The 21,723-nt window shown below is 47.6% G+C and carries 23 protein-coding genes; 18 read left to right on the top strand and 5 right to left on the bottom strand.

From position 1 onward, the window contains the following. Nucleotides 1–200 precede the first annotated feature (200 nt). Entirely contained in the window at nt 201–2,861 is a 2,661-nt protein-coding gene (locus HMPREF3179_RS02125; RefSeq protein WP_070469510.1) for a GDYXXLXY domain-containing protein, read from the top strand. A 153-nt stretch (nt 2,862–3,014) separates the two neighbouring features. Here HMPREF3179_RS02125 and HMPREF3179_RS02120 read toward each other — a convergent pair whose 3' ends face one another. After that, nucleotides 3,015–3,482, bottom strand: a complete 468-nt coding sequence (locus HMPREF3179_RS02120; protein ID WP_018026662.1) for a Smg family protein — start codon at nt 3,480–3,482, stop codon at nt 3,015–3,017. A 239-nt stretch (nt 3,483–3,721) separates the two neighbouring features. Between HMPREF3179_RS02120 and HMPREF3179_RS02115 the strand changes: the two genes are divergently transcribed. The 3 genes from HMPREF3179_RS02115 (at nt 3,722) to HMPREF3179_RS02105 (ending at nt 7,126) form a co-directional block, all read left to right on the top strand. After that, nucleotides 3,722–4,909, top strand: a complete 1,188-nt coding sequence (locus HMPREF3179_RS02115) for an acetylornithine transaminase (RefSeq protein ID WP_070469508.1) — start codon at nt 3,722–3,724, stop codon at nt 4,907–4,909. A 192-nt stretch (nt 4,910–5,101) separates the two neighbouring features. After that, nucleotides 5,102–6,577 (top strand): catalase, encoded by a 1,476-nt coding sequence (locus tag HMPREF3179_RS02110; protein ID WP_070469506.1) that lies wholly within the window; start codon nt 5,102–5,104, stop codon nt 6,575–6,577. A gap of 99 nt (nt 6,578–6,676) precedes the next feature. Next, nucleotides 6,677–7,126 (top strand): universal stress protein, encoded by a 450-nt coding sequence (locus HMPREF3179_RS02105; RefSeq protein ID WP_070469504.1) that lies wholly within the window; start codon nt 6,677–6,679, stop codon nt 7,124–7,126. A gap of 69 nt (nt 7,127–7,195) precedes the next feature. Here HMPREF3179_RS02105 and HMPREF3179_RS02100 read toward each other — a convergent pair whose 3' ends face one another. The 4 genes from HMPREF3179_RS02100 to HMPREF3179_RS02085 all read right to left on the bottom strand — a co-directional run bounded on the left by HMPREF3179_RS02100 (nt 7,196) and on the right by HMPREF3179_RS02085 (nt 12,159). Beyond that, entirely contained in the window at nt 7,196–7,750 is a 555-nt protein-coding gene (locus HMPREF3179_RS02100; RefSeq protein WP_070469502.1) for a cysteine hydrolase family protein, read from the bottom strand. Further along, complete coding sequence (locus tag HMPREF3179_RS02095; RefSeq protein ID WP_070469501.1) at nt 7,747–9,273, bottom strand: bifunctional aminoglycoside phosphotransferase/ATP-binding protein; 1,527 nt, start codon at nt 9,271–9,273, stop codon at nt 7,747–7,749. The genes HMPREF3179_RS02100 and HMPREF3179_RS02095 overlap by 4 nt, the downstream gene beginning before the upstream one ends. A 2-nt stretch (nt 9,274–9,275) precedes the next feature. Next, nucleotides 9,276–9,812: a phosphate-starvation-inducible protein PsiE gene (locus tag HMPREF3179_RS02090; RefSeq protein ID WP_018026668.1), complete on the bottom strand. Its 537-nt coding sequence runs from the start codon at nt 9,810–9,812 to the stop codon at nt 9,276–9,278. Nucleotides 9,813–9,933: 121 nt separating this feature from the next. Continuing rightward, a complete protein-coding gene (locus HMPREF3179_RS02085) occupies nt 9,934–12,159 on the bottom strand; it encodes a heavy metal translocating P-type ATPase (protein ID WP_070469499.1) in 2,226 nt (741 codons plus the stop codon). A gap of 91 nt (nt 12,160–12,250) precedes the next feature. Here HMPREF3179_RS02085 and cadR point away from each other — a divergent pair, with 91 nt between their 5' ends. The 14 genes from cadR (at nt 12,251) to rpsQ (ending at nt 21,613) form a co-directional block, all read left to right on the top strand. Then, nucleotides 12,251–12,652 carry a Cd(II)/Pb(II)-responsive transcriptional regulator gene (gene cadR / locus HMPREF3179_RS02080; RefSeq protein ID WP_070469497.1) on the top strand — a complete coding sequence of 134 codons (402 nt, stop codon included), beginning with the start codon at nt 12,251–12,253 and terminating at the stop codon, nt 12,650–12,652. A 122-nt stretch (nt 12,653–12,774) separates the two neighbouring features. Further along, nucleotides 12,775–13,290 carry a PepSY domain-containing protein gene (locus HMPREF3179_RS02075; RefSeq protein ID WP_070469494.1) on the top strand — a complete coding sequence of 172 codons (516 nt, stop codon included), beginning with the start codon at nt 12,775–12,777 and terminating at the stop codon, nt 13,288–13,290. A gap of 139 nt (nt 13,291–13,429) precedes the next feature. Beyond that, nucleotides 13,430–15,148, top strand: a complete 1,719-nt coding sequence (locus HMPREF3179_RS02070; RefSeq protein WP_070469492.1) for a SulP family inorganic anion transporter — start codon at nt 13,430–13,432, stop codon at nt 15,146–15,148. 5 nt (nt 15,149–15,153) lie between these two features. Beyond that, nucleotides 15,154–16,530 carry a DNA recombination protein RmuC gene (rmuC, locus tag HMPREF3179_RS02065; protein ID WP_070469490.1) on the top strand — a complete coding sequence of 459 codons (1,377 nt, stop codon included), beginning with the start codon at nt 15,154–15,156 and terminating at the stop codon, nt 16,528–16,530. Nucleotides 16,531–16,852: 322 nt separating this feature from the next. Beyond that, nucleotides 16,853–17,542, top strand: a complete 690-nt coding sequence (gene rplC, locus HMPREF3179_RS02060) for a 50S ribosomal protein L3 (RefSeq protein ID WP_018026674.1) — start codon at nt 16,853–16,855, stop codon at nt 17,540–17,542. Further along, nucleotides 17,542–18,165 carry a 50S ribosomal protein L4 gene (gene rplD, locus HMPREF3179_RS02055; RefSeq protein ID WP_070469488.1) on the top strand — a complete coding sequence of 208 codons (624 nt, stop codon included), beginning with the start codon at nt 17,542–17,544 and terminating at the stop codon, nt 18,163–18,165. Before rplC ends, rplD begins: the two co-directional genes overlap by 1 nt. Further along, nucleotides 18,162–18,467, top strand: coding sequence for a 50S ribosomal protein L23 (gene rplW / locus HMPREF3179_RS02050; RefSeq protein ID WP_018026676.1), 306 nt, complete (start codon nt 18,162–18,164; stop codon nt 18,465–18,467). The genes rplD and rplW overlap by 4 nt, the downstream gene beginning before the upstream one ends. 1 nt (nt 18,468) lies before the next feature. Further along, a complete protein-coding gene (gene rplB, locus HMPREF3179_RS02045) occupies nt 18,469–19,296 on the top strand; it encodes a 50S ribosomal protein L2 (protein ID WP_018026677.1) in 828 nt (275 codons plus the stop codon). A 13-nt stretch (nt 19,297–19,309) separates the two neighbouring features. Next, nucleotides 19,310–19,585 (top strand): 30S ribosomal protein S19, encoded by a 276-nt coding sequence (gene rpsS, locus HMPREF3179_RS02040; RefSeq protein WP_018026678.1) that lies wholly within the window; start codon nt 19,310–19,312, stop codon nt 19,583–19,585. 3 nt (nt 19,586–19,588) lie between these two features. Next, on the top strand, nt 19,589–19,918 hold the full coding sequence (gene rplV / locus HMPREF3179_RS02035; RefSeq protein ID WP_018026679.1) for a 50S ribosomal protein L22: 330 nt from the start codon (nt 19,589–19,591) through the stop codon (nt 19,916–19,918). A gap of 9 nt (nt 19,919–19,927) precedes the next feature. Next, entirely contained in the window at nt 19,928–20,719 is a 792-nt protein-coding gene (gene rpsC, locus HMPREF3179_RS02030) for a 30S ribosomal protein S3 (RefSeq protein ID WP_018026680.1), read from the top strand. Between the two features lie 2 nt (nt 20,720–20,721). Continuing rightward, nucleotides 20,722–21,135, top strand: a complete 414-nt coding sequence (gene rplP, locus HMPREF3179_RS02025; protein WP_018026681.1) for a 50S ribosomal protein L16 — start codon at nt 20,722–20,724, stop codon at nt 21,133–21,135. Nucleotides 21,136–21,144: 9 nt separating this feature from the next. Next, nucleotides 21,145–21,336 (top strand): 50S ribosomal protein L29, encoded by a 192-nt coding sequence (gene rpmC, locus HMPREF3179_RS02020; RefSeq protein ID WP_018026682.1) that lies wholly within the window; start codon nt 21,145–21,147, stop codon nt 21,334–21,336. A 1-nt stretch (nt 21,337) separates the two neighbouring features. Continuing rightward, complete coding sequence (rpsQ, locus tag HMPREF3179_RS02015; protein WP_048767503.1) at nt 21,338–21,613, top strand: 30S ribosomal protein S17; 276 nt, start codon at nt 21,338–21,340, stop codon at nt 21,611–21,613. Nucleotides 21,614–21,723 lie beyond the last annotated feature (110 nt).

Here is a 21,723-nt window from a genome sequence, read left to right as displayed (position 1 = left end):
ATTAAATTAAAGTAAAAGCCTGCCGCTGCGATATAAAAAGTGGTGACACTAGGGTGTCAATCTGTTTTAGTCCAGCTCGATGCAAGTCGGCTTTAGCTGTTGCTAGATAGGTGGACAAATTTGTCCTACTTTAGTTCAAACGGAGGTTTTGAGCTCTGTACAATAAATTAGATTGTTGCGTTTGATGGGGTTGATAGTTCATGGTGAGTTTTTTTCGTCTTAGCTCAAAGCAGTTTTTAGCACTGCTGTGCATGAGTTTATCCTTAGTTTTATTAGCGAGCGGTGCTGTTACTTGGGTTGCGGTCAATTGGGAGAGTATCAGCCCGACGGTTAAACTTGTCACGGTACAAGCGGTTCTGCTGTTGATAGGGGCCGTGTTATTGTTGTTGCGCTTGCGCTTTGGGGCGGAGCAATTAGTTGCTGCGGCCGGTATGCAGTGGCTTTACCAGGGCTTGGCTTTTCTGGGGGCGGTAGTTTCCGGGGCGCTGATTGCCTTGGTGGGGCAGATTTATCAGACCGGTGCCGATACTTGGCAGACCTTTGGTTTGTGGTTTTTATTAATCCTACCTTGGTTGGCCTTTGCACCCGGCATTTTTATTGCTGCCTTGGCCGCCGTCGTGGCCAATACTGCCGCTTTTTTATTTTTATATCATAATCAGTTCGGCGTACCGTTTGAGCTTAGTGCCTATGTATTGGCTTTTTTAAATGCCGCGGTATTTGTCTATTTAGAGGAAAAGCGCAGTCAGCAGGAGCCGCTTTGGGCTGTCCTCAGTATGAGCTTATTGATCTGCGCTATTGTGATTTTTGCCATGGCTAGAGCCGCTGAGTTTGCCGGCGTGACCGGTTTATATTTATTGATAGCGGCGGTCTTACTTTTAATCTACAACAAGCTGAGATTTTCGCTGTTACGGCTAAATGTACTGGCCCTGGCGGTGGCGGCGTGTGCCTTTAGTGCTGTTGTGCTTGAACGAACCGTGTTTGACGATGTCTTCGATGCGGATATTGTCAGTGTTTTGTACATGCTCGTGGCGATTTGGATTATGGCTGCAGTGGCGGCAATTGCTTTATGGCAACAGAGAATTATCACTAAAAAGGGCGCTAGTCGGCGCCGAGCTTTAGGTGGTGATTTACCTCTTGCCTTTACGGTGTTTTTAGCCATCAGCAGCTTTTTAGTGGCTGCCTTTATTTATCTGATCCTGTTGTTCACGGGCTTGCCAGTTAAAATGACCATGTCGCCGCAGGCAGACATTGTGGCGTTACTCGCTTTAGGTGGCGCCTATGCCATGCTATATCGCATCAGCAACAAACGGCATCAACAATTTTTTGCCTTGGTGCTTTATCAGATTGCATGCTTCGTTGCCTTTGTCAATAATCACGAATTTTTTATACGGGATTCAGTTGCTCGCCCCTTGTTCGTACAGCTTCTGACGGTTGTGGGGCTAGTGATTAGCGTACTAATTTATCGTCGACGTACTGAGGCGGTGCTTCGTTTTATTAGTAGCTTGGGCTTTTTTGTCTTTTTTGGTGGGCTGCGTTTTCTTCCCTTTTTGTCTTTTGCGAATGAGCCCTACCTCTTAGTGATTTGTTTTATTGGGCTGATTTATTTTTCTTTTAAGTCCTCGTCCGAGTTGCGCTTGCCATTGATCACGGCCTTTGCCTTGTGGGGCATTATCGTCGTGTTAAGTAACTACTATTTTTATTTTATTTCGTATCAAGGTCAGGACCTGTTAATTGATTTCAAAAATATCCTCCTGGCATTTCTTTATCCTTTACGCTTGTATTGGTCCACTGAGGGCTTGCCAGGCGCACAGCTTGTCTTTGCCAGTCTACTGTATTGGTCGCTTGCCATGTTGGTGTCCTTGACGCCCTTATGGGCCTTATGGCAGTTATTAAAAAATGACAGTCCAAGGGCTAAAGCGATGACCGTATTGACCGGTCTGTTAGTGGCATGGTTATGGTTTGGGCGCTTGGATGTGGTGGCACCGCTCGCCTTTATTGTGCTGGCCTATTACAAAAGAAGTGTGGCGCTCTATTGCTTAGCGTTGGTACTTGCGCTTATCGCCTTAGCTGGCTTTTATTTTTCTTTGCTGATGCCCTTGGAGCATAAGGCTTATTTGTTGTTATTAAGTGGTGCCTTATTCTTATTGCCGACCGTTTTATCGGCTCGCTGGCTTAGCCTTGGTGATGAGGTAGGGGGTCGTGAACCTGAGGTCTTGGCAAGTAGCGCTGAGGCTACACCTGTTGAGGCTGCGCTGTTTACTCGTCGACGCTTTTATGGCTTATTAGCTGTGGCCATACTATGCCCCATAGCGCTCTGCCAATGGCAGGTGATGAATTATGAGGCGGTGACAGAGCGGGGACGCCATGTCTTACTCCGATTGGTGCCCTTGGACCCACGTTCGTTGATGCAAGGCGATTATATGCGTTTAAACTATGAGGTGACGGGAATCGTAGATGCAGCATTGAAGGCATTGCACAAAAATGAGTATCAAGCGACTGCCAACACGCAGCTATCTGAGCGCTTATTAGCACCATTACAAGAGATTAAAAGTGTGCGTATTTTAGCTGAGTTTGAGTTAATTGACGGTGTGGCTGAGCGTTTAATCGCCTTCTATGCACCGTCTGAACTCAAGGATTTGCCAAAAACAGAGGATAGGGTGTATTTACCCTTTATACGTAAACGGCCTTATCGCATCGATAGTGGTACTGAGCCGGCGTTTAGTACAGAGTACTTTTTCCATGAGTCTAGAGCGAGCGATTTTGCGGCGGCAAGATTTGCCGAAGTGGCTGCCAATAACGGTCGTGTGATGCTCAAAAACTTATTGGATATGGATCGGCGGGTGATCAGGCCGCGCCCTTAGTTTAAGCGTATAAACACGACGGCATCATCTTTGCGACGGCTTATGCTAGGCACAGATAAATTGCCATAAATAAAAGCCTCGCTAGCTGTTAATCAGTAGCGAGGCAGATAGGTTGAGAGAGGGGCGCAAAGCCAAGAAAGCTAAGATGGTAAATTAATGGCTTAATTTATCCTCATGTTGACGCACCAAGAACTCCTCTAGTAGTGCATGGTGCACCTCTAGCTCCTGACTCCACATCACCATCAGGGCGAGAATCTTAAACTCTGATAAATCAAGTGTGCTTTGGGGCGCATCTAAGGCACAGTTAAGAATCGCTTCACGCATGGAGGGTGTCAAGGCACCAGAACTCTCTAAGGAAGAGAGGAAATGGATGCCCTCAATGCCGAGTTTATACAACTCATAGGAGCCATAGACGCGTGTGGCCTTATCGCTAAAGGCAATCTGCGTTTCCTCTTTTAGGCTTTCGGTAATAACCGCTAAACGGTGCAACCAACTCATGGCATCATGAATATCTTCATGCTCAAAGCCGGCAGCAGCCAAGTCCCTGAACAAATCCTCTGGTTGAGGACAGGAAGCGGGCGTATAGTAGTTTTCATATACATAAACTAAGACGTCATACATGATAAACCTTCTCGTTGAAAAATAAGCATGAAGCGCTATCTAAGCGATGATTTTACAATGAAATCAGACGGTTAATACCTTATCCCTACGGATCTTAATGGAATAAGAAATATTCTAGGCGTTTTTCTGCGTTTGTCTTGGCAGAAGGGCTAAAAAACCACAATTTTGCGCAGTATTAAGGGCATAATAAACTATTCACAGGAATTCATACGATTATTTTTATTAAGGATTAGGGTTTTATGAGTTTAGCCGACACCAATTATTTAATGGACATTACCACCCGTCCAGATTTGATTTTTAAAAAGGGCGAGGGCTCTTGGTTAGAGGATCAACATGGCAAACGTTATTTAGATATGTTGCAGGGGTGGGCGGTAAACTGCTTAGGCCATAATCCACAGCCGATTATTGAGGCCTTAACTACCCAAAGTCATTTATTAATCAATCCCTCACCGGCTTTTTATAATCAGCCAATGATTGATTTAGCCAAACGCTTATGCAGCGCGTCTTGTTTTGATCAGGTGTTTTTTGCTAATAGCGGTGCCGAGGCCAATGAAGGCGCCATTAAATTGGCGCGTAAGTGGGGGCAAAAGCATCGTCAGGGCGCTTATAAAATCATCAGCTTTGAGCATGCCTTTCACGGCCGTACCTTGGCCACCATGTCCTTATCTGGTAAGGCTGGTTGGGATAAGCTCTTTGCGCCACAGGTGGATGGTTTCCCTAAGGCGAAGTATAACGATATTGATTCCGTTAAGGCCTTGATTGATGAGCAAACCGTTGCCGTGATGCTGGAGCCAGTGCAGGGTGAGGGTGGGGTGATTCCCGCAAGTCGCGAGTTTATGCAGCAATTGCGTCAGCTGACCGAGGAAAGCGGTATTTTACTGATTGTCGATGAGGTACAAACCGGGATGGGTCGATGTGGCAGTCTATTTGCCTATCAGCTAGCCGAGATAGAACCGGATATCATGACCTTGGGTAAAGGCATTGGGGGCGGGGTGCCGTTATCCGCCTTATTGGCCAAAGCCTCCGTTTCTGTGTTTGAGCATGGTGATCAGGGCGGTACATACAATGGTAATCCGTTGATGACCGCCGTGGGTGTGGCGGTCTTTGATACCTTGATGGCGGATGGCTTTATGGATGGTGTGCGTGAGCGTGCGCAGCAGTTGTCTGAAGGACTGCTTAAGCTTTCTGATAAGTGGGGCTTTAAGGGGGAGCGCGGTGAGGGCCTATTGCGAGCGTTGGTCTTGGATGGTGAGTACGCCCCTGCGATTGTTGAACAGGCCCGTAACCGTTCGCCTGAGGGCTTGTTGTTAAACGCACCACGGCCGAATCTATTGCGTTTTATGCCGGCCTTAAATATCAGTAAAGAGGATTTGGATTTCTGTTTAGTGTGCCTGGATGAGCTCATTGCTCAAGTACGTGGCGCCTAATGAGTGAGAAAAATCATAGCCTGACGATAGTCTAAGGCTGTTGTTTTTTGATCCACGATAGTTTTTTGTTATCGAGTTGAGTAATATTTAACATTGGCTTCATTGCGCTTTCGTTTGTACTATAAAGGAATAGGTTATTTAGCATGTGCATGACCTATTCCTTTGATTTTAAGACAAATTATGGAGCCAGTGATGACTAATCATTCTGATAAAAAGTTAGGCCAAGCAACGCATGTGAATGGTTCGCCGGCTAGTAGTGACCGCAATTCTTTAACGGTAGGTTCTAACGGTCCAATCGTCCTACACGATCATCATTTAGTTGATACATTAGCGCATTTTAATCGCGAAAAAACCGTTGAGCGTCAACCCCATGCCAAGGGGTCCGGTGCGTTTGGGGTATTTGAAACCACTCACGATGTGAGTGCCTATACCAAAGCAGCGCTGTTTCAACAAGGTGTTCAAACTGAGATGCTAGCGCGCTTTTCAACCGTTGCAGGTGAGCAGGGGAGTCCGGATACATGGCGAGATGTTCGAGGTTTTTCTTTAAAATTCTATACCACTGAGGGTAACTACGATTTAGTCGGTAATAACACGCCGGTTTTCTTTGTGCGTGACCCGATGAAATTTCCGCATTTTATTCGTAGCCAAAAGCGTTTGCCAGATTCAGGCTTACGAGACAATCATATGCAGTGGGATTTCTGGACTACACACCCAGAAACTGCTCACCAAGTGACTTACTTGATGGGGCCTCGTGGTTTACCTAAAAGCTGGCGTCATATGAATGGTTACGGTTCACATACCTATATGTGGGTTAATGCCAAAGGCGAACGCTTCTGGGTCAAGTATCACTTCCATAGCTGTCAGGGTGAGGAAAATTATTCTAATGCAGAAGCCACCGAGATGAGTGGTAAGGATGCGGATTCGCATCGTCGAGATTTATTTGAGGCGATTCAGCGTGGTGATTACCCGTCTTGGCTTTTGTCAGTACAAATCATGCCTTATGAGGAGGCAAGAAGTTATCGCTTCAACCCGTTTGATTTGACCAAAACCTGGTCACACAAAGACTACCCATTAATTCCAGTGGGTCGCATGACCTTGAATCGTAACCCTGAGAATTTCTTTGCACAAATTGAGCAAGCTGCTTTCTCACCATCGAATTTAGTCCCAGGCATTGGTTTATCACCCGATAAAATGCTGTTAGGTCGTGTCTTTGCTTATCCAGATGCACAACGTCGTCGAATTGGTACAAACTTTCATCAACTGCCGGTGAATCAACCGAAAGTGCCGACAAATACCTACCTGTTTGATGGCAATATGAGCTATCAACATAGTGGCAATCAGCCCACGTATTTAAGTGATACCGCAGGCCGTCCTTATGCCGATCATACGGGTCAGATTGAGGATGGTTGGGAGTCTGATGGTGATTTAGTACGTCAAGCCTACAGCTTATACCCCGAAGATGACGACTTTGGTCAAGCTGGTACCTTGCTGCGGGAAGTCTTTAATGATGAAGAACGTACTCAGTTTGTAGAAACAATAGTTGGTGCAATTCAAGGCGTACGTAGTCCGGTATTAGAGCGAGTTTTTGAATACTGGAAAAACGTCGATCAGGAAGTTGGTCAACGCATTGAAGAAGCTTATCAGAAATCGTCTAGTGCAGTTAAATAAGCGCTAAAAGCTCTGAGTGGTGTTGTTGCGCCATGTATAATTGAGATATAGAGCGATTATCGCTGTGCCATCAATGCATTCAAGTTAAGGAGGTGATATATGATCAATAGGATATTAGTAGCAATTGACGGTTCCAAGCACTCGCATGCTGCGTTACGTTGGGCCATCCAAATGTTGTCTGGTAATGACAAGGCGGAAATTGTGGTTGTGAACGCGCAGCCGAGTTTTAGGACAATTCACTCTAAACGCATGTTCTCTCAAAAAGATATTGAAGAATATCAGGAGCTACTATTTGAAGACTGCGTGAGCGAGTGTAAGAGCATCTTGGATGAGCATGCGATCCCGTATACCCTTGAGCTATTGGTTGGTGATCCGAAGCAATGTATTATTGATCGTATCCGTAGCAGTCAGGAGACGGACAGCCCGATTGAGATGGTGGTGATGGGTTCGCGTGGTCTGGGTCCGATTCGTGCGGCTTTGGGTGGTGTGAGCTATGGTGTGATTCAAGCAGGCATCTGCCCGGTCACTATTATCCCTCAATCAGAGTAGACTGCACCAGGTCTAACCTTATGTAAAAGCAGAGTGAATTCATCATCACTCTGCTTTTTACATAGCAGATTACTTACGAATCACCTTCGCACCCAAGGCAGACTCAAAGTGATTTAGCGCCCACTCATGACCCGCTTGGTTAAAGCTGGCGACGCAGCTTTCGGGTACGTGAATCGTGTAGCCTAGATTATAGGCGTCCACTGCCGTGTGGATAATGCATATATCGGTACAAACGCCGGCAAGATAAATATCCTTGATGTCACGCTCGCGTAGCTTTTGATCTAAGTTTGTGCCGGCAAAGGCGGAATAGCGGGTCTTATAGTAAAAATGCACATTGTCCCGCGTTTTTACCTGCTCGTAGTAATCCTGAATTGCACCATAGAGTTGTTGACCGGGGCTAGCGTGTAGATTGTGCGGTGGGAATAGCTTGGATTCCGGGTGATACTGATCGCCTTCAAAATGATCGTCCATGGCAATCACTAAGTAGTCGCCATTGTCTACAAATTCTTGACAGTAGCTTAAAATATCCTGCTCCAGCGCCTGACCGGGCTGGCCGGTGGTTAAGGCACCCTGGTCGGCGATAAAGTCATAGGAATAGTCAATTAGAATAAAGGCTTTTTTCATTGTACCTCCTTTTGTTGTAACTTGATTAAGGCTAAGGCTTGTTCACCCAGGGTCTGCGTGCTTTGTTGGCTAATCAGATGGTGCCAATGAATCTCACCCAGGTCGAGCTTGAGCTGCATCGTAACCACATCCACGGTTGCGTCAGAGGGGTCGTTGCTGCGCTTGGCAACGCGCTGTATTAGCTCTGGAGAGGGTGCTAGCAGCCAGATTCCGGTAAAGGGAGTCGTAGCCCGGATGGCGCAATCTTCAATGGCATTGCGTTCCGCCACTTTAGCAAATACGCCATCGGCGATCACACTATAACCGCTTGCTAGGGTAGCGCTGCTAAGCTCACGCTGCTTATGATATACCCGTGCTGAATGCGCTGCGGTGTAGCTCTCAGCAGGCAGCCTGGCTTCGGCTTTAATACCAAAGAGCTTTTTGCGTATACGATCAGTAGACAACACTCTGGCGCCTGGCGCCGTGCCAATAAAGGGAGCGATGGCGGCTGCCAGCGTGGATTTGCCGCTGCCGCTTAAACCACCGATAGCGATGAGCTGTGGGCGAGTACCTTGCAGTAAATTAAAGGCTAAATCTAAAAATTGCTCGGCTTGCTGACGATATTTGGCCGCCTCCGTGTCATTGCTTGTGTTGGCTGCTTGAATCGCTAGTACCATGGCGCGAATTGAGGCGCGCAGACTCATGAATAAGGGTAATAGCACCAACCCCTCCGTTTCGTCCTGTGCATCAAGATAGCGATTCATCAAGAAATTGGCTAAGTCATATTGCTGATAATGCCATAAATCCATTAATAAAAAGGCCACATCATAGAGTATATCGGTGGTGGCCATGGACTCATTAAATTCCAAGCAATCAAAGGGGGTGGGTTGATCCTGCCAGAGGCAGATATTATTCAAGTGCAAATCACCATGACAGCGACGTACCTTGCCGGTCGCTGCGCGTTGGTCGAGTAACTCAGCATGTCGCGCCGTATCCTGTAATAGTGCTTGATTGAGTTCGCTCATGCGTTGATGCCCCAAGCTCTGATTGACCAGTAACTCGGAGCGGCGATTCAGCTCAATGACCGCACGTAAACGTTGCGCCCCCTGGGGATCATTGGCGATCGCCGCCTGCTGATGAAAGGTAGCAAGCGTGTCGGCCAATTTATTCATCATGCCTTGATTAAGTTGCTGTTGCTCGGCTAGCTTACTTAAGAGCAAGCGTGAATCAAAGCGTCGCATCTTTAAGACTGCGTCCACTGCTTCAGTGCCATTATCCTCAAAGCTTAGCTGCCCCCCGCTGCTGCGGTAGATAGGCAGTACCTCAAGATATAAATCCGCTGCCGTGCGGCGATTCAGTCTAAGCTCATCCTGACAGGAAAGCAGTCGCTGTCGGCTTTGACTAAAATCCACAAAGGGCAGCGTTAAGGCCTTTTTCAACTTATAAGCATAGTGCTCATCGAGAAAAATCATGGAAATATGGGTCTCGATCACGGTGGGCGCCATCGCTTTTAAAAAGCGGATGGTTGCTTGCTGTTCATTCATCGTTAATATCGATCATCTTCAATGCCCTCGTGCGTTTCGTCACTGATGCGTGTCGCTTTAGAGCTATGGCGGATGGATGGGTAGCGCGAGGAGCCGATACGTACAATTAGGACTGCCACCGCCAGGAGTAGGATCGCAGCTGAGATATAAACCACGCCCATACTAGGATCGTTGTGGTGAGAAATATCTGAAATCATCATCCGAGTCAGCGCAGTAATGGCAACATAAATTAAAAAGCGCACCGGCATATGATTGGTTTTAAAGTAAATTCCCACCATCGCACCCAGCTCCAAGTAAATAAATAGGAGCAAAATATCATCCACCGTGATGTGCTTTTGCGCCAAAATCTCAAGGGCGGTGAGGGTGCCGGCATAGACCGTGATAGCACCAATCACAAATAGTGCTAAGTAGTGAAAGGCTTCAACCAGTAGGTTGCCGATTGATTCAACACGCGCATGCATTTGATCGCGTAACATCAGCGCTTTGCGACTAGTTTTGTCACCGGTTGCGGTTTTTTGATTGCTAGGAATGGGCTTCAATGATTGGCTCCTTGCCTATGGGTTTGAGTAGCGATTATCCATCGCTTTGAGTATATATCAGGCGCTTAGTCCATGGGGTGGCCTCGTGGGATATTGTTAGCGAAGCTCACCCCGAGTGCCTTTAAAGAGGATGGCGCAATAAACGTAAGCCATTTAGTACCACGAGCAAACTAGCGCCCATATCGGCAAACACCGCCATCCACATCGTGCCATAGCCGAGTAGCGTCAGGACTAAAAAGACTGCCTTAAGTCCCAAGGCAAAGCTAATATTTTGCAGCAAAATCCGGTGGGTGCTGCGAGAAAGACGAATTAAGGCGGGGATTTTACGCAAATCATCGTCCATCAGTGCCACATCTGCCGTTTCCAGTGCAGCATCCGAGCCAATGCTGCCCATCGCAATACCGATATCAGCCCGCGCCAAGGAGGGGGCGTCATTAATCCCGTCACCAACCATCGCCACCCGCTTGTGGGCAGATAACTCATGAATAATTTGTAGCTTATCTTCAGGTAGTAGATTGCCTTTTGCCTGATCAATCGCGACTTCCTTAGCAATATAATTAACCGCTAATTGGTTATCCCCACTCAACATCATGGTGTTGATACCCATCTGATGTAGTTCCTTAATTGCTTCGCGACTACTGGCTTTGACACTATCGGCCATCACAAAAAGCGCTAACACCTCGCTATCGTTACAAAGCAGGGTGGTGTTCTTACCTTGGGCTTCAAAAATGGCTAATTGCTGCTCTAGGGCCTCGCTACACACGCCCAGCTCATGGATTAAGCGATGACTGCCTAAATAATAGCTGTTACCCTCAATCAGAGCTTTTGTGCCGCGACCAGGCAGGGCTTCAAATGAGGTCACGTTTAGCTTGTCGTCTGCGCTACTTAAGGCGTTGGCAAGCGCTTGTGAAATGGGATGGTCAGAACGTGAGGCTATGGTGGCGGCGATGTGACGTATGGTTGTTTGTCGTTCTGCATCAAAAATCAGTGCTTCGTTAAGACTCGGTTTACCCTCAGTGATGGTGCCGGTTTTATCAAAGGTTAAATAATTCAGTAAGCGACTAGTTTCTAAGTAACTACCGCCTTTGATTAAAATACCGTGGCGTGCAGCAGTGGCCAGTGCGCTGACGATTGAAACCGGGGTTGATATCACCAGTGCGCATGGGCAAGCGATGACTAGCATGACTAAGGCTTTATAAATCCACGCCGACCATTGACCGTCAACAAGCAGCGGTGGCAGGAGCGCAATACCAAGTGCTAGTACTAAAATAGCCGGCGTATAAATAGCGGCAAAGCGATCGATAAAACGTTGGGTTGGTGCTTTGGCCTGTTGCGCCTCTTCAACGCGCTGAATAATGCGCGCTAAGGTACTGTTGTCGGCGGTGGCAGTGACCTGGTAGTCAAAGGCGCCGTTAAGGTTAATGGTGCCGGCATAGACTGGGTCGCCGATGCTTTTATCCACCGGCTGACTTTCACCGCTGATGGGTGCTTGATTTACGCTGGAAAAGCCGCTGATAATTTCACCGTCCAAGGGGATTTGTTGACCCGGGGCGATACGCACGGTGCTGCCGATAGGCACCTCATGGGCAGGTAGATGTTGCCAGCTGCCGTCCGCTTGTAGCACGAGGGCCTTGTCTGGTGCTAGCTCCATCAAATGGCTAATCGCACGTCGGGCACGGTCAAGCGAGCGCGCCTCAATCACTTCGGCTAGGCTAAATAAAACCATCACCATCGCCGCCTCTGGCCATTCGCCAATTAAGAGCGCGCCGGTGACGGCAATACTCATTAAGGCATTAATATTTAAATTGCCAGTGCGTAGTGCGGTCCAACCCTTTTTATAGGTGTGTAGGCCGCCAATGGCAATGGCACTGAGGGCAAATGCTGCGGTCAGCCATTGGGGCCAAGCGGCAAGATAACTGATCTCTGCAAGCAGGGCTATCAAGGCGGCGATCACTAAGGGCCACCAGGGACGATGGCTTATCACTACCTCGCTGCCACGGCTGCTCTCCGCAGTGAGTATCTCCGGCTCAAAGCCCAGACTGCGAATGCTTTCAAGAATACCGTCGAGTGTGCCAGCGCGATGGCTGACGGTCAGGATGCGTTGAATCAAATTAAAATTTAGTTGTAACACATCGGCTTTGTTTTCAAACAGGCGTCGAATCATTGCCTCTTCGGTGGGGCAATCCATTTGCTGAATGCGAATTTGCGTACGTTCGGCGTTTTTGATGGCGCCGGAAGTTGCTGTGGTCGCACTTGCTGAGGCCGTTGACGCTTCGGCATGTTGCTCATGACAAGCGCAACAGTTGTGGTGGCTTGATTGGTGATTTTGTTCCTTTAAACTATCCATGTTATCAATCCTTGTCCTTGACGAACTGATTAGGCTTATACTTATTAGATACCCTGTAGTAACTACAGGGTCAAGCACGAAGGGAGTAGGCATGAAAATCGGTGAGTTATCTAAATTAGCTAATTGCCCAGTAGAGACGATTCGTTATTATGAGCGAGAGGGCTTGTTACCCGAGGCGCCACGGAATTTGCATAATAATTACCGTGAATATCAGCAAAAGCATTTGGAGCGATTGATCTTTATCCGTCGCTGTCGCACCTTGGAAATGTCACAAGATGAAATACGTAAACTCTTGGTTGCTCGGGTAGAACCAAATGCAAGTTGCGCCTCGGTTAATGCCTTAATTGATAGGCATTTAGTTGATGTCAATCAGCGCATCAAGGAGTTAGCAGCCTTAGCCGAGGAGCTAGCGCATATACGTAGTCAATGCGGAGAAGCTAGGGCAGCTCGAGATTGTGGGATTTTGCATGAGTTGGAGCGGCTTGACTTTTGATGTGAGGGCGCAAGGTGCCATTAGTCGCATTAACATTTGCTTGCTAAAAAGGGCTTTTTAAAACCAGCACTCTCCTTAAAATGAAATCAAATCAGAGTAATTCATTGAGTAAGGAGTGTGTTATGCAAATGATTAAAAAAAGTATGGGTGCCTTAGTTGCCGCCACCCTGAGTATTGCCGCATTTAGTGCGAGTGCCGCCACCGATCAATGGCAACGCATAGAAGCACTGAAAATCAGTCCAGCGCAGGCACTAAGCATTGCGACTAGCGAGGCGCCGGGTCACGCCGTTGAGTTGGAATTGGATCTCGATAGAAAGAGTGCCTCTTATGAAATCGAGGTTCAGGGAAGTAGCGATAGACATAAAATCGAGGTAGATGCGGATAGTGGTGATGTGCTTAAGAACCGCATTGATAAGGACTATTTCAAGGATCAGCCTCGCTTAGAAGCAAATATTCCATTGCAGGACGCCATTACTATCGCTGAGGAAGCTACCCAAGCTCGGGTTAAGGAGATTGAGCTTAAGCGAGCTAAGGAGCAGAATGCCTACTATAAGGTTGAGACGCTTAATGCAACGACGAAGTTTAAGCTAAAAATAGATGCCACCGACGGTAAAATTATTGAGCGCAAAGAGGATTAATTAGTGCGCTTGCACAATTACTAAAAATAGAGGACAGGCTTTTAAAGCCTGTCTTTTCGTTTTAGCTACTGCTATAGTATATTGGTCGTCTTGCCGGGGCTGTTGCGCTCTGATTTTATTATGCTGTTGAGAGGTTCTGATGAAGTTTACGATGCGTTTTAATCCTAAAATCTATGAGTTAAGGCGTGGCTATTCGGCAGAGCAATTGTTGCAGGATTTGGGCGCAGGCTTGACGGTGAGCGTGGTTGCGTTACCCCTATCGATGGCCTTTGCTATTGCCTCGGGTCTAAAGCCAGAGGCGGGACTGTTTACAGCGATTATCGGGGGCTTGCTGATTTCTTTATTTAGCGGTTCACGGGTGCAGATTGGCGGTCCGGCCGGTGCCTTTATTGTGATTGTCTACGGCATTGTGCATCAATATGGGGTTGAGGGGCTGCTGTTAGCGACCTTGATGTCCGGTGTTTTTCTGTGGTTGATGGGCTTTTTGCGTTTAGGCGGCTTGGTGGAATTTATTCCCGTGGCGGTCATTATTGGCTTTACCAATGGCATTGCCGTATTGATTGGCGTGTCTCAAATCAAAGACTTTCTGGGTCTGCCGCTAGAGGATGTGCCGGCTGACTTCTTCCCCTTGATGCAAAGTTTGTGGCAGGCCTTGCCGCAAATGAATGTTCAAGCCTTTATCGTGGCCTTGCTGTGTTTGGCCATCGTGTTTTTGTGGCAGCGTGTGTTGGTGCTTAGTGGCAGGTTCTTGCGCAATAAAGATAGTCAACACCCTGTGCCCAAACTCATGCGTTTTTTAGCGCATATCCCGGGCTCTATTGTGGCTTTAATTGTCGGTGTGTTGTTAGTGCAACTGGGGGATTTGCAGGTAGAGACCATCGGCAGCCGTTTTGGTGGTATACCGCAGAGCTTACCTGCGTTTACGACCCCCGCCTTTAGCCTGGCGCTGATGAGTGACTTAATGATGCCGGCGATTACCTTAGCCGTGCTGGGGGCGATAGAGTCTTTATTATGTGCACGTGTGGCTGACAATATGATTAAGGATAAGCACGATCCGAATCAGGAGCTGCTAGCTCAGGGTTTTGCGAATATGGTGGTGCCATTTTTTGGCGGTATGCCAGCCACTGGCACCATTGCCCGTACCGTGACCAATGTAAAAAACGGCGGTAGAACGCCGATTGCGGGTATGATTCATGCGCTCGCCTTATTGGTTGTGGTGCTGGTGGCGGCACCCTTAGCGCAATATATTCCCTTGGCTACTTTAGCGGCTATTTTGATGTCGGTGGCGTGGAATATGGGGGCGTGGCGTGAATTTGCACGTATCCCGTCGCATACTTTAGCCTATGCGGCCACCTTACTCTCGGTCTTTTTCTTGACGGTGATGGTGAGTCTCACCGTGGCGGTGCAGGTAGGTATTGCTTTAGCGTGTTTTACCTTTATTTATCGCGTCTCTATGTTGACGGTGGCGGAAAAGCAGAACTTGGCTCAAACACCGGAAGAAGAGGGCGTGAGTTATTATCGCTTGCTTGGCTCGGTATTTTTCGGCTCGGTCAATCTTACTCAAAAGCTGTTAAACCCCATGGCTAAAAAAGCCTTGGTGTTGGATTTTTCCGGGATTATTTACGTGGATTCCTCCGGTGTAGTGGCCTTAAAAGAAATGCTACAAGCGTATCAAGCCCAGGGGGTGCCAATTTTTATCTATGGGTTGCGACCACAGGCTAAAAGCATTCTCTGGCGTAGCGAATGGCTGCGTGACTTAGGTGAAGGATATATGCATGATAGCCTTGAAGAAACGCGTCAGGCCGTGCTCGCCTATTTACATCAACAAGCAGCAGTCGAAGCGGCTGCCAAGGGTTAAGCTCAATGATATTGCAATGGTTTGATACCTTGCTTGCCAGTTGGTCGGTTTATCAGGTGTTGGCGTTGGGGTTGGTGCCAACCGTGCTGGTATTCTTTTGCATGTATTTGCTGCTTTTAAAAGCCCGCTCTGATCGTCGCTTAGCCGAATGGCGTTTATTTGATCGGGAGCAAGAAAATCAGCGCCTGAAAGCGGAGCTGAGAGCGTTGGAAGCAGAGCTTAAGATGCTTGATGATGAAAAAGATCAGCTGGATAAGCAAGTCATTGCACTGTCTACGCAGCTTAATTTTGAGCAGCAATATAAAGAGTTGCAGGAAGAGCAGAATAAGCAGCAATTGCAGGAATTAGCGCGTCGTTTTGAGCTACTCTCGAATCGCTTACTGGATGAAAAAGGGCGTGCCTTATTGGAGCGCAATCAGGGTTCTTTAGAGCAGGTATTAAGGCCTTTTAGGGAGCGCTTGGATTTATTTCAACAGCGCATAAATGATTTGCATGGGCAGTCTTTGCAGGGGCACAGTGCCATTTCCGAACAAATTAAGCAGTTAATGAATGCTGGTTTGCGTATCGGAGCGGAAGCGGAAGCGCTGACACGTGCCCTTAAAGGGGATAAAAAGGCGCTCGGTAACTGGGGTGAGTTGCAATTGGAGTCGGCGTTGCAGCAGGCTGGCTTAGAAAAAGATAGGCACTATAAAACCCAAGTCGCTTTTAGACAAGAGAGTGGACAGCGTTTGCTGCCGGATGTGGTGGTATACCTACCCGATGATAAAGAGCTTGTGATTGATAGTAAAGTCTCACTGGTCGATTATCAAGCGGCAATTACCGCTGACGATGAGGAGCGTGCAAATTACTATTTACAGCGGCATGTGAAAGCGGTACGCCAGCATATTGATGATCTGAGCGCTAAGGACTATAGCCAATTGCCAGGGCTTAATAGCCCAGGTTTTGTGATGCTCTTTATGCCAATTGAAGCCGCCTTTATTGAGGCGCTAAAGGCAGATGAGGCCTTGTATCACTATGCCTTTAATAAAAATATTATCCTAAGCTCACCGACCACCTTATTGCCTTTATTAAAAACGGTGGCCTATTTGTGGTTGCGTAGTGATAGTCATCAACAAGCTCTGGCCTTAGGTGATGAGGCAATGGCGATATACAATCAGGCAGCGCTGGTGGCACAGCATATGAGTAAATTAGGACAGAGCTTAAATAGCTCTACTCGCTTATTCAATCAAATGGCTCGTTCCTTTGCTGGTCAGCAGGGCATTACCACCAAGTTAGCGCGTTTTAATCGCTTGAGTACCAAAGCCGCTAAGGAGATGCCTGAGGTGAGCGAGGTTAGTTTACAGAGCGAGCTACCTGCGGCATGGGATAGTGAGAGAGAGTAAAAACAACAAAAACAGTATAAACCCTTGGAATGCATAGACTTTCATGGTATAGTAGTGGGCTAGCTACTAAAAATGCGCTTTATGCTGCGCAGAGTTGTGAAATACTTGCGGTATAAAGTTCAAGGCTAGTGCAAATAGATTGCGAGTTCTCTAAGTTTTCACTTAGCCGGTTTACCGCCAAGCATGATGAGCGATGGTCTCGTTGCCCATGGTGAGTATGCTTATATCAAGCGGTCCGGTGCGAATGCTTAAAAGCAAGATATTTACCCCTCATAATAAATGTTAGCCCCCACCAATCGTAGTGGGGAATGGAGTAATTAAAATGTCAAATTCGACAACAACGCCTGCCGCTCATCGGTTAGGCCTAGTCGGTCGTAAGGTTGGCATGATGCGTTTGTTCACCGAAGACGGTGATTCAATCCCAGTTACTGTACTGGACGTATCAGGCAACCGCGTGACTCAAGTGAAGTCCGTTGAGACGGATGGCTATGCTGCTGTTCAGGTTGCGTTCGGTCAGCGCCGTGCCGGCCGTGTGACTAAGCCACTAGCAGGTCACTACGCCAAAGCCGGCACAGAAGCCGGTACCATTCTCAAAGAGTTCCGTTTAGATCCAGCCGTTGCTGCTGAGTTTGAGGCGGGTGCTGAGATTCTTGTTGATAGCTTATTTGAAGTGGGCCAAAAGGTGGATGTACAGGGTACAACCATTGGTAAGGGCTTTGCTGGTGTGATTAAGCGTCATAACTTTAGCGCTCAGCGTGCTTCTCACGGTAACTCAATCTCCCACCGTGCCCCTGGTTCTACCGGTATGGCCCAAGACCCGGGTCGTGTTTTCCCTGGTAAGCGTATGGCTGGTCACATGGGTGATGTCACTCGCACAGTACAAAACTTGGACGTGGTCCGTGTTGATGTAGAGCGTGGTCTGATTATGGTTAAGGGTTCTGTGCCTGGCCATAAAAATGGCAACGTGATCGTGCGTCCTGCAATTAAAATGACTGTTAAAGGAGCCAAATAATGGAACTTAAGCTCCTAAATGCACAAGGCGCTGCTGACGGTGCTGTGAGCGCACCCGAGACAATTTTCGGTCGTGATTTCAACGAAGCATTAGTACACCAAGTCGTCGTAGCTTACCAAGCTAACGCTCGTAGCGGTAACCGTGCTCAAAAGGATCGTTCAGAGGTTAAATATAGTACTCGCAAGCCATGGCGTCAAAAGGGTACCGGTCGTGCGCGTGCCGGTGCTGCTGGTTCACCATTGTGGCGTGGGGGTGGTCGCACTTTCCCTAACAAGCCTGATGAGAACTTCAGCCAAAAGGTTAACAAGAAGATGTACCGTGCCGGTATTCGTTCTATCTTGTCACAATTGGCGCGTGAAGAGCGTATCGCAGTCGTTGAATCATTCACCTTTGATGCACCTAAAACCAAAATGGCCGCTAGCAAATTAAAAGCAATGGGCGTGCTAGATTCGGTGTTAGTGATCACGGATGATTTAGACGAAAATACTTATTTAGCTACTCGCAATTTACCAGGTGTTGCTGTTGTTGAAACCAGCTACGCCGATCCACTTTCTTTAATTCATTACAAGAACGTGTTGATCACAAAAGGTGCAATTGCCCAACTTGAGGAGATCTTAGGATGAAAGCAGAACGTTTAATGCAAGTCATTCTGGCTCCGGTGATTACTGAGAAAGCAACGTTTATTGCTGAACGTTCTGCGGATCAGCCTCAGATTGCTCTGCGTGTTGCTCCTGACGCAACTAAGCCGGAGATTAAAGCAGCAGTTGAGCTTTTATTTGAAGTTGAAGTTGACTCTGTATCAGTTTTAAACCGTAAAGGTAAAGTAAAGCGTGCCGGTCGTTTTATGGGTCGCCGTAAAAATGTCCGCATCGCATATGTATCACTCAAAAAAGGTCAGGAACTTGACTTTTCGGAGGTGAACTAAGATGGCATTAGTAACTATTAAACCTACATCACCAGCCCGCCGCGGTATGGTTAAAGTGGTTAACCCGGATCTACACAAGGGTGCACCTTATGCTCCTTTATTAGAGTCGCAAAAACGCGGTTCCGGTCGTAACCACCACGGTCGTATCACTACCCGTCATCGTGGGGGCGGTCATAAATCGCATTACCGTATTATCGACTTCCGTCGCAATAAAGACGGTGTGCCTGCGAGAGTAGAGCGTCTTGAGTACGATCCTAACCGTACGGCGCATATTGCTCTAGTGGTTTATGCTGACGGTGAGCGTCGCTATATTCTTGCGCCTAAGAAATTAGAAGTGGGTGCACAGATTGAATCAGGCATTGAAGTGCCTATCCGTGTTGGTAATGCGATGCCAATCCGCAATATTCCAATCGGTTCACACATTCACAATATTGAGATGTTGCCCGGCAAAGGCGGTCAAATCGCTCGTTCAGCCGGTGCTTCTGCTGTGTTGATGGCACGTGAGGGTACCTACGCGCAGATTCGTCTACGCTCCGGTGAAGTACGTCGTGTGCATATTGATTGCCGCGCCACTATCGGTGAAGTCGGCAACAGTGAGCATAGCCTTCAGAACTACGGTAAAGCCGGTGCCATGCGTTGGCGCGGTATTCGTCCTACCGTTCGCGGTGTGGCAATGAACCCGATCGATCACCCACATGGTGGTGGTGAAGGTAGAACCGGTGAAGGTCGTGAGCCAGTAAGCCCATGGGGTACGCCAACTAAGGGTTACCGAACTCGTCGTAATAAGCGTACTGACAGCATGATCGTCTCACGTCGTAAGCGTAAATAAGGGGCAATAAACTATGTCACGTTCAATTAAAAAAGGCCCTTACGTAGAAGCCTCTTTGATGAAAAAGGTTGAGGCAGCTACTGAAGGCAAGGATAAGAAGCCGATCAAAACTTGGTCTCGTCGTTCAACAATCCTACCGGACTTTATCGGTTTAACGATTGCTGTACATAACGGTCGTCAACACGTACCTGTTTATATCAACGAGAACATGGTTGGTCACAAACTTGGTGAATTCGCGCAGACTCGTACCTACAAAGGTCATGCAGCGGATAAGAAGTCTAAGAGGTAAGTGATGGAAACAACAGCTATTGTTCGTAACGCACATATCTCAGCGCAAAAGACTCGTCTTGTAGCGGACTTAATCCGTGGTAAATCAGTTGAGCAAGCGTTGAATATTTTGACGTTCACACCGAAAAAAGCCGCCGGCATCATCAAAAAAGCTCTAGAGTCAGCAATCGCTAACGCTGAGCACAATGACGGTGCTGATATTGATGAGTTAATCGTAAAAACTATTTACGTTGATAAGGCTCAATCAATGAAGCGTTTTAGAGCACGTGCCAAAGGCCGTGGTAACCGTATTGAGAAGCAGACTTGCCACATCGTGGTAAAAGTCGGCGTTTAAGGAGTCACAATGGGTCAGAAAGTACACCCAACCGGGTTCCGTCTCGCTGTATCTCGTAACTGGAATTCACGTTGGTATGCTGACGATAAGAATTTCGGTAGTTTATTACACGAAGACGTTAAAGTACGTGAATACTTGAAGCGTAAACTTAAAAATGCTTCAGTAGGTCGTGTTGTGATTGAGCGCCCTGCTAAAACTGCGCGTATCACGATTCATACAGCACGTCCCGGTGTTGTAATCGGTAAAGGCGGTGATGATATCGCTCAATTAAATGCCGACTTACAGCGCTTAATGAGCGTACCTGTTCACGTAGGTATTGAAGAAATTCGTAAGCCCGAAATCGATGCACAACTAATCGCTGACTCTATCGCTCAGCAATTAGAAAAGCGTATTATGTTCCGTCGCGCGATGAAGCGTGCAATCTCTAATGCGATGCGTGCCGGTGCCAAGGGTATCCGTATTGCTTCTTCAGGTCGTTTAAATGGTATTGAGATTGCTCGTACCGAATGGTATCGCGAAGGTCGAGTGCCTTTACATACCCTACGCGCTATCATCGATTACGCAACGTCTGAAGCTGAAACTACCTACGGTATTATCGGTATCAAAGTATGGGTTTATCGTGGTGATTTATTGCCTAACGGCGAATTGCCACCTGAGTTAGCAACACCTGCTGAAGACGATCGTCGTGCTCGTCGTCGCCCTCGTGGTGACCGTCCTGAGTCACGCCGTCGCCGTCGCCGTCCTGCGGCCGCCCAGCAGAATCAGCAAGCTGACACAGCAGCTGAGGCTAAAGGAGAGTAATTATGTTATCACCAGCTCGCAGAAAGTATCGTAAAGAGCAAAAAGGCCGTAACACTGGCTTAGCCACTCGTGGTACACAGGTAAACTTCGGTGATTTCGGTTTAAAAGCGACCGGTCGTGGTCGTTTAACTGCCCGTCAAATTGAGGCGGCTCGTCGTGCGATGACGCGTCACATTAAACGTGGTGGTCGCGTATGGATCCGTATCTTCCCGGACAAACCGATTTCACAGAAACCTGCTGAAGTTCGTATGGGTAGCGGTAAAGGTAACCCTGAGTACTGGGTTGCTGAAATCCAGCCGGGTAAGGTTCTCTATGAAATGGATGGTGTAAGCGAAGAATTGGCTCGTGAGGCATTCCGCTTAGCTGCCGCTAAGTTGCCAATCTCTACCACCTTCGTCACACGTCAAATTGTATAAGAGGTATTTATGAAAGCATCTGAATTACGTGAAAAGGACGTGACCGAGCTTCATAAAGAGCTCGAGTCCTTACTAAAGGCACAATTTAACTTGCGTATGCAACACGCTACTCAGCAATTAGCTGACAGCAGCCAGTTGTCAAAAGTACGTCGCGATATTGCACGTGTACGCACTATCTTAACCGAAAAGGCAGGTAACTAATATGAGCGAAACTCAAACTACAGAGAAGCGCCAACGTACCTTAATTGGTAAAGTGGTGAGCAACAAAATGGATAAAACCATTGTTGTGCGTGTTGATCGCCGTGTTAAGCACCCACTTTACGGTAAATTCGTTAACCGCTCTAAGAACTACAAGGCACACGACGAAGAGAACCAGTACAACGAAGGCGATACCGTTGAAATTGCAGAGGGCCGTCCTATCTCTAAAGATAAATCATGGACCGCAGTTAGATTAGTCGAAGCTGCTCGCGTAATTTAATTACGTAGTTAGTTAACGCTAATTTAATGCTGTTATTTCACAGCCAAAAACCCAAACTGTCTTATGATGGTTTGGGTTTTTTATGTTTGCCCAGCGAGGTTGGCAAACCC

The organism is Oligella sp. HMSC09E12 (genome assembly GCF_001808505.1).
Classification (GTDB): Bacteria; Pseudomonadota; Gammaproteobacteria; order Burkholderiales; family Burkholderiaceae_B; genus Oligella; species Oligella urethralis.
Note: the sequence above shows the minus strand (reverse complement) of the source record. Positions and strands in the feature narration are given on the sequence as shown.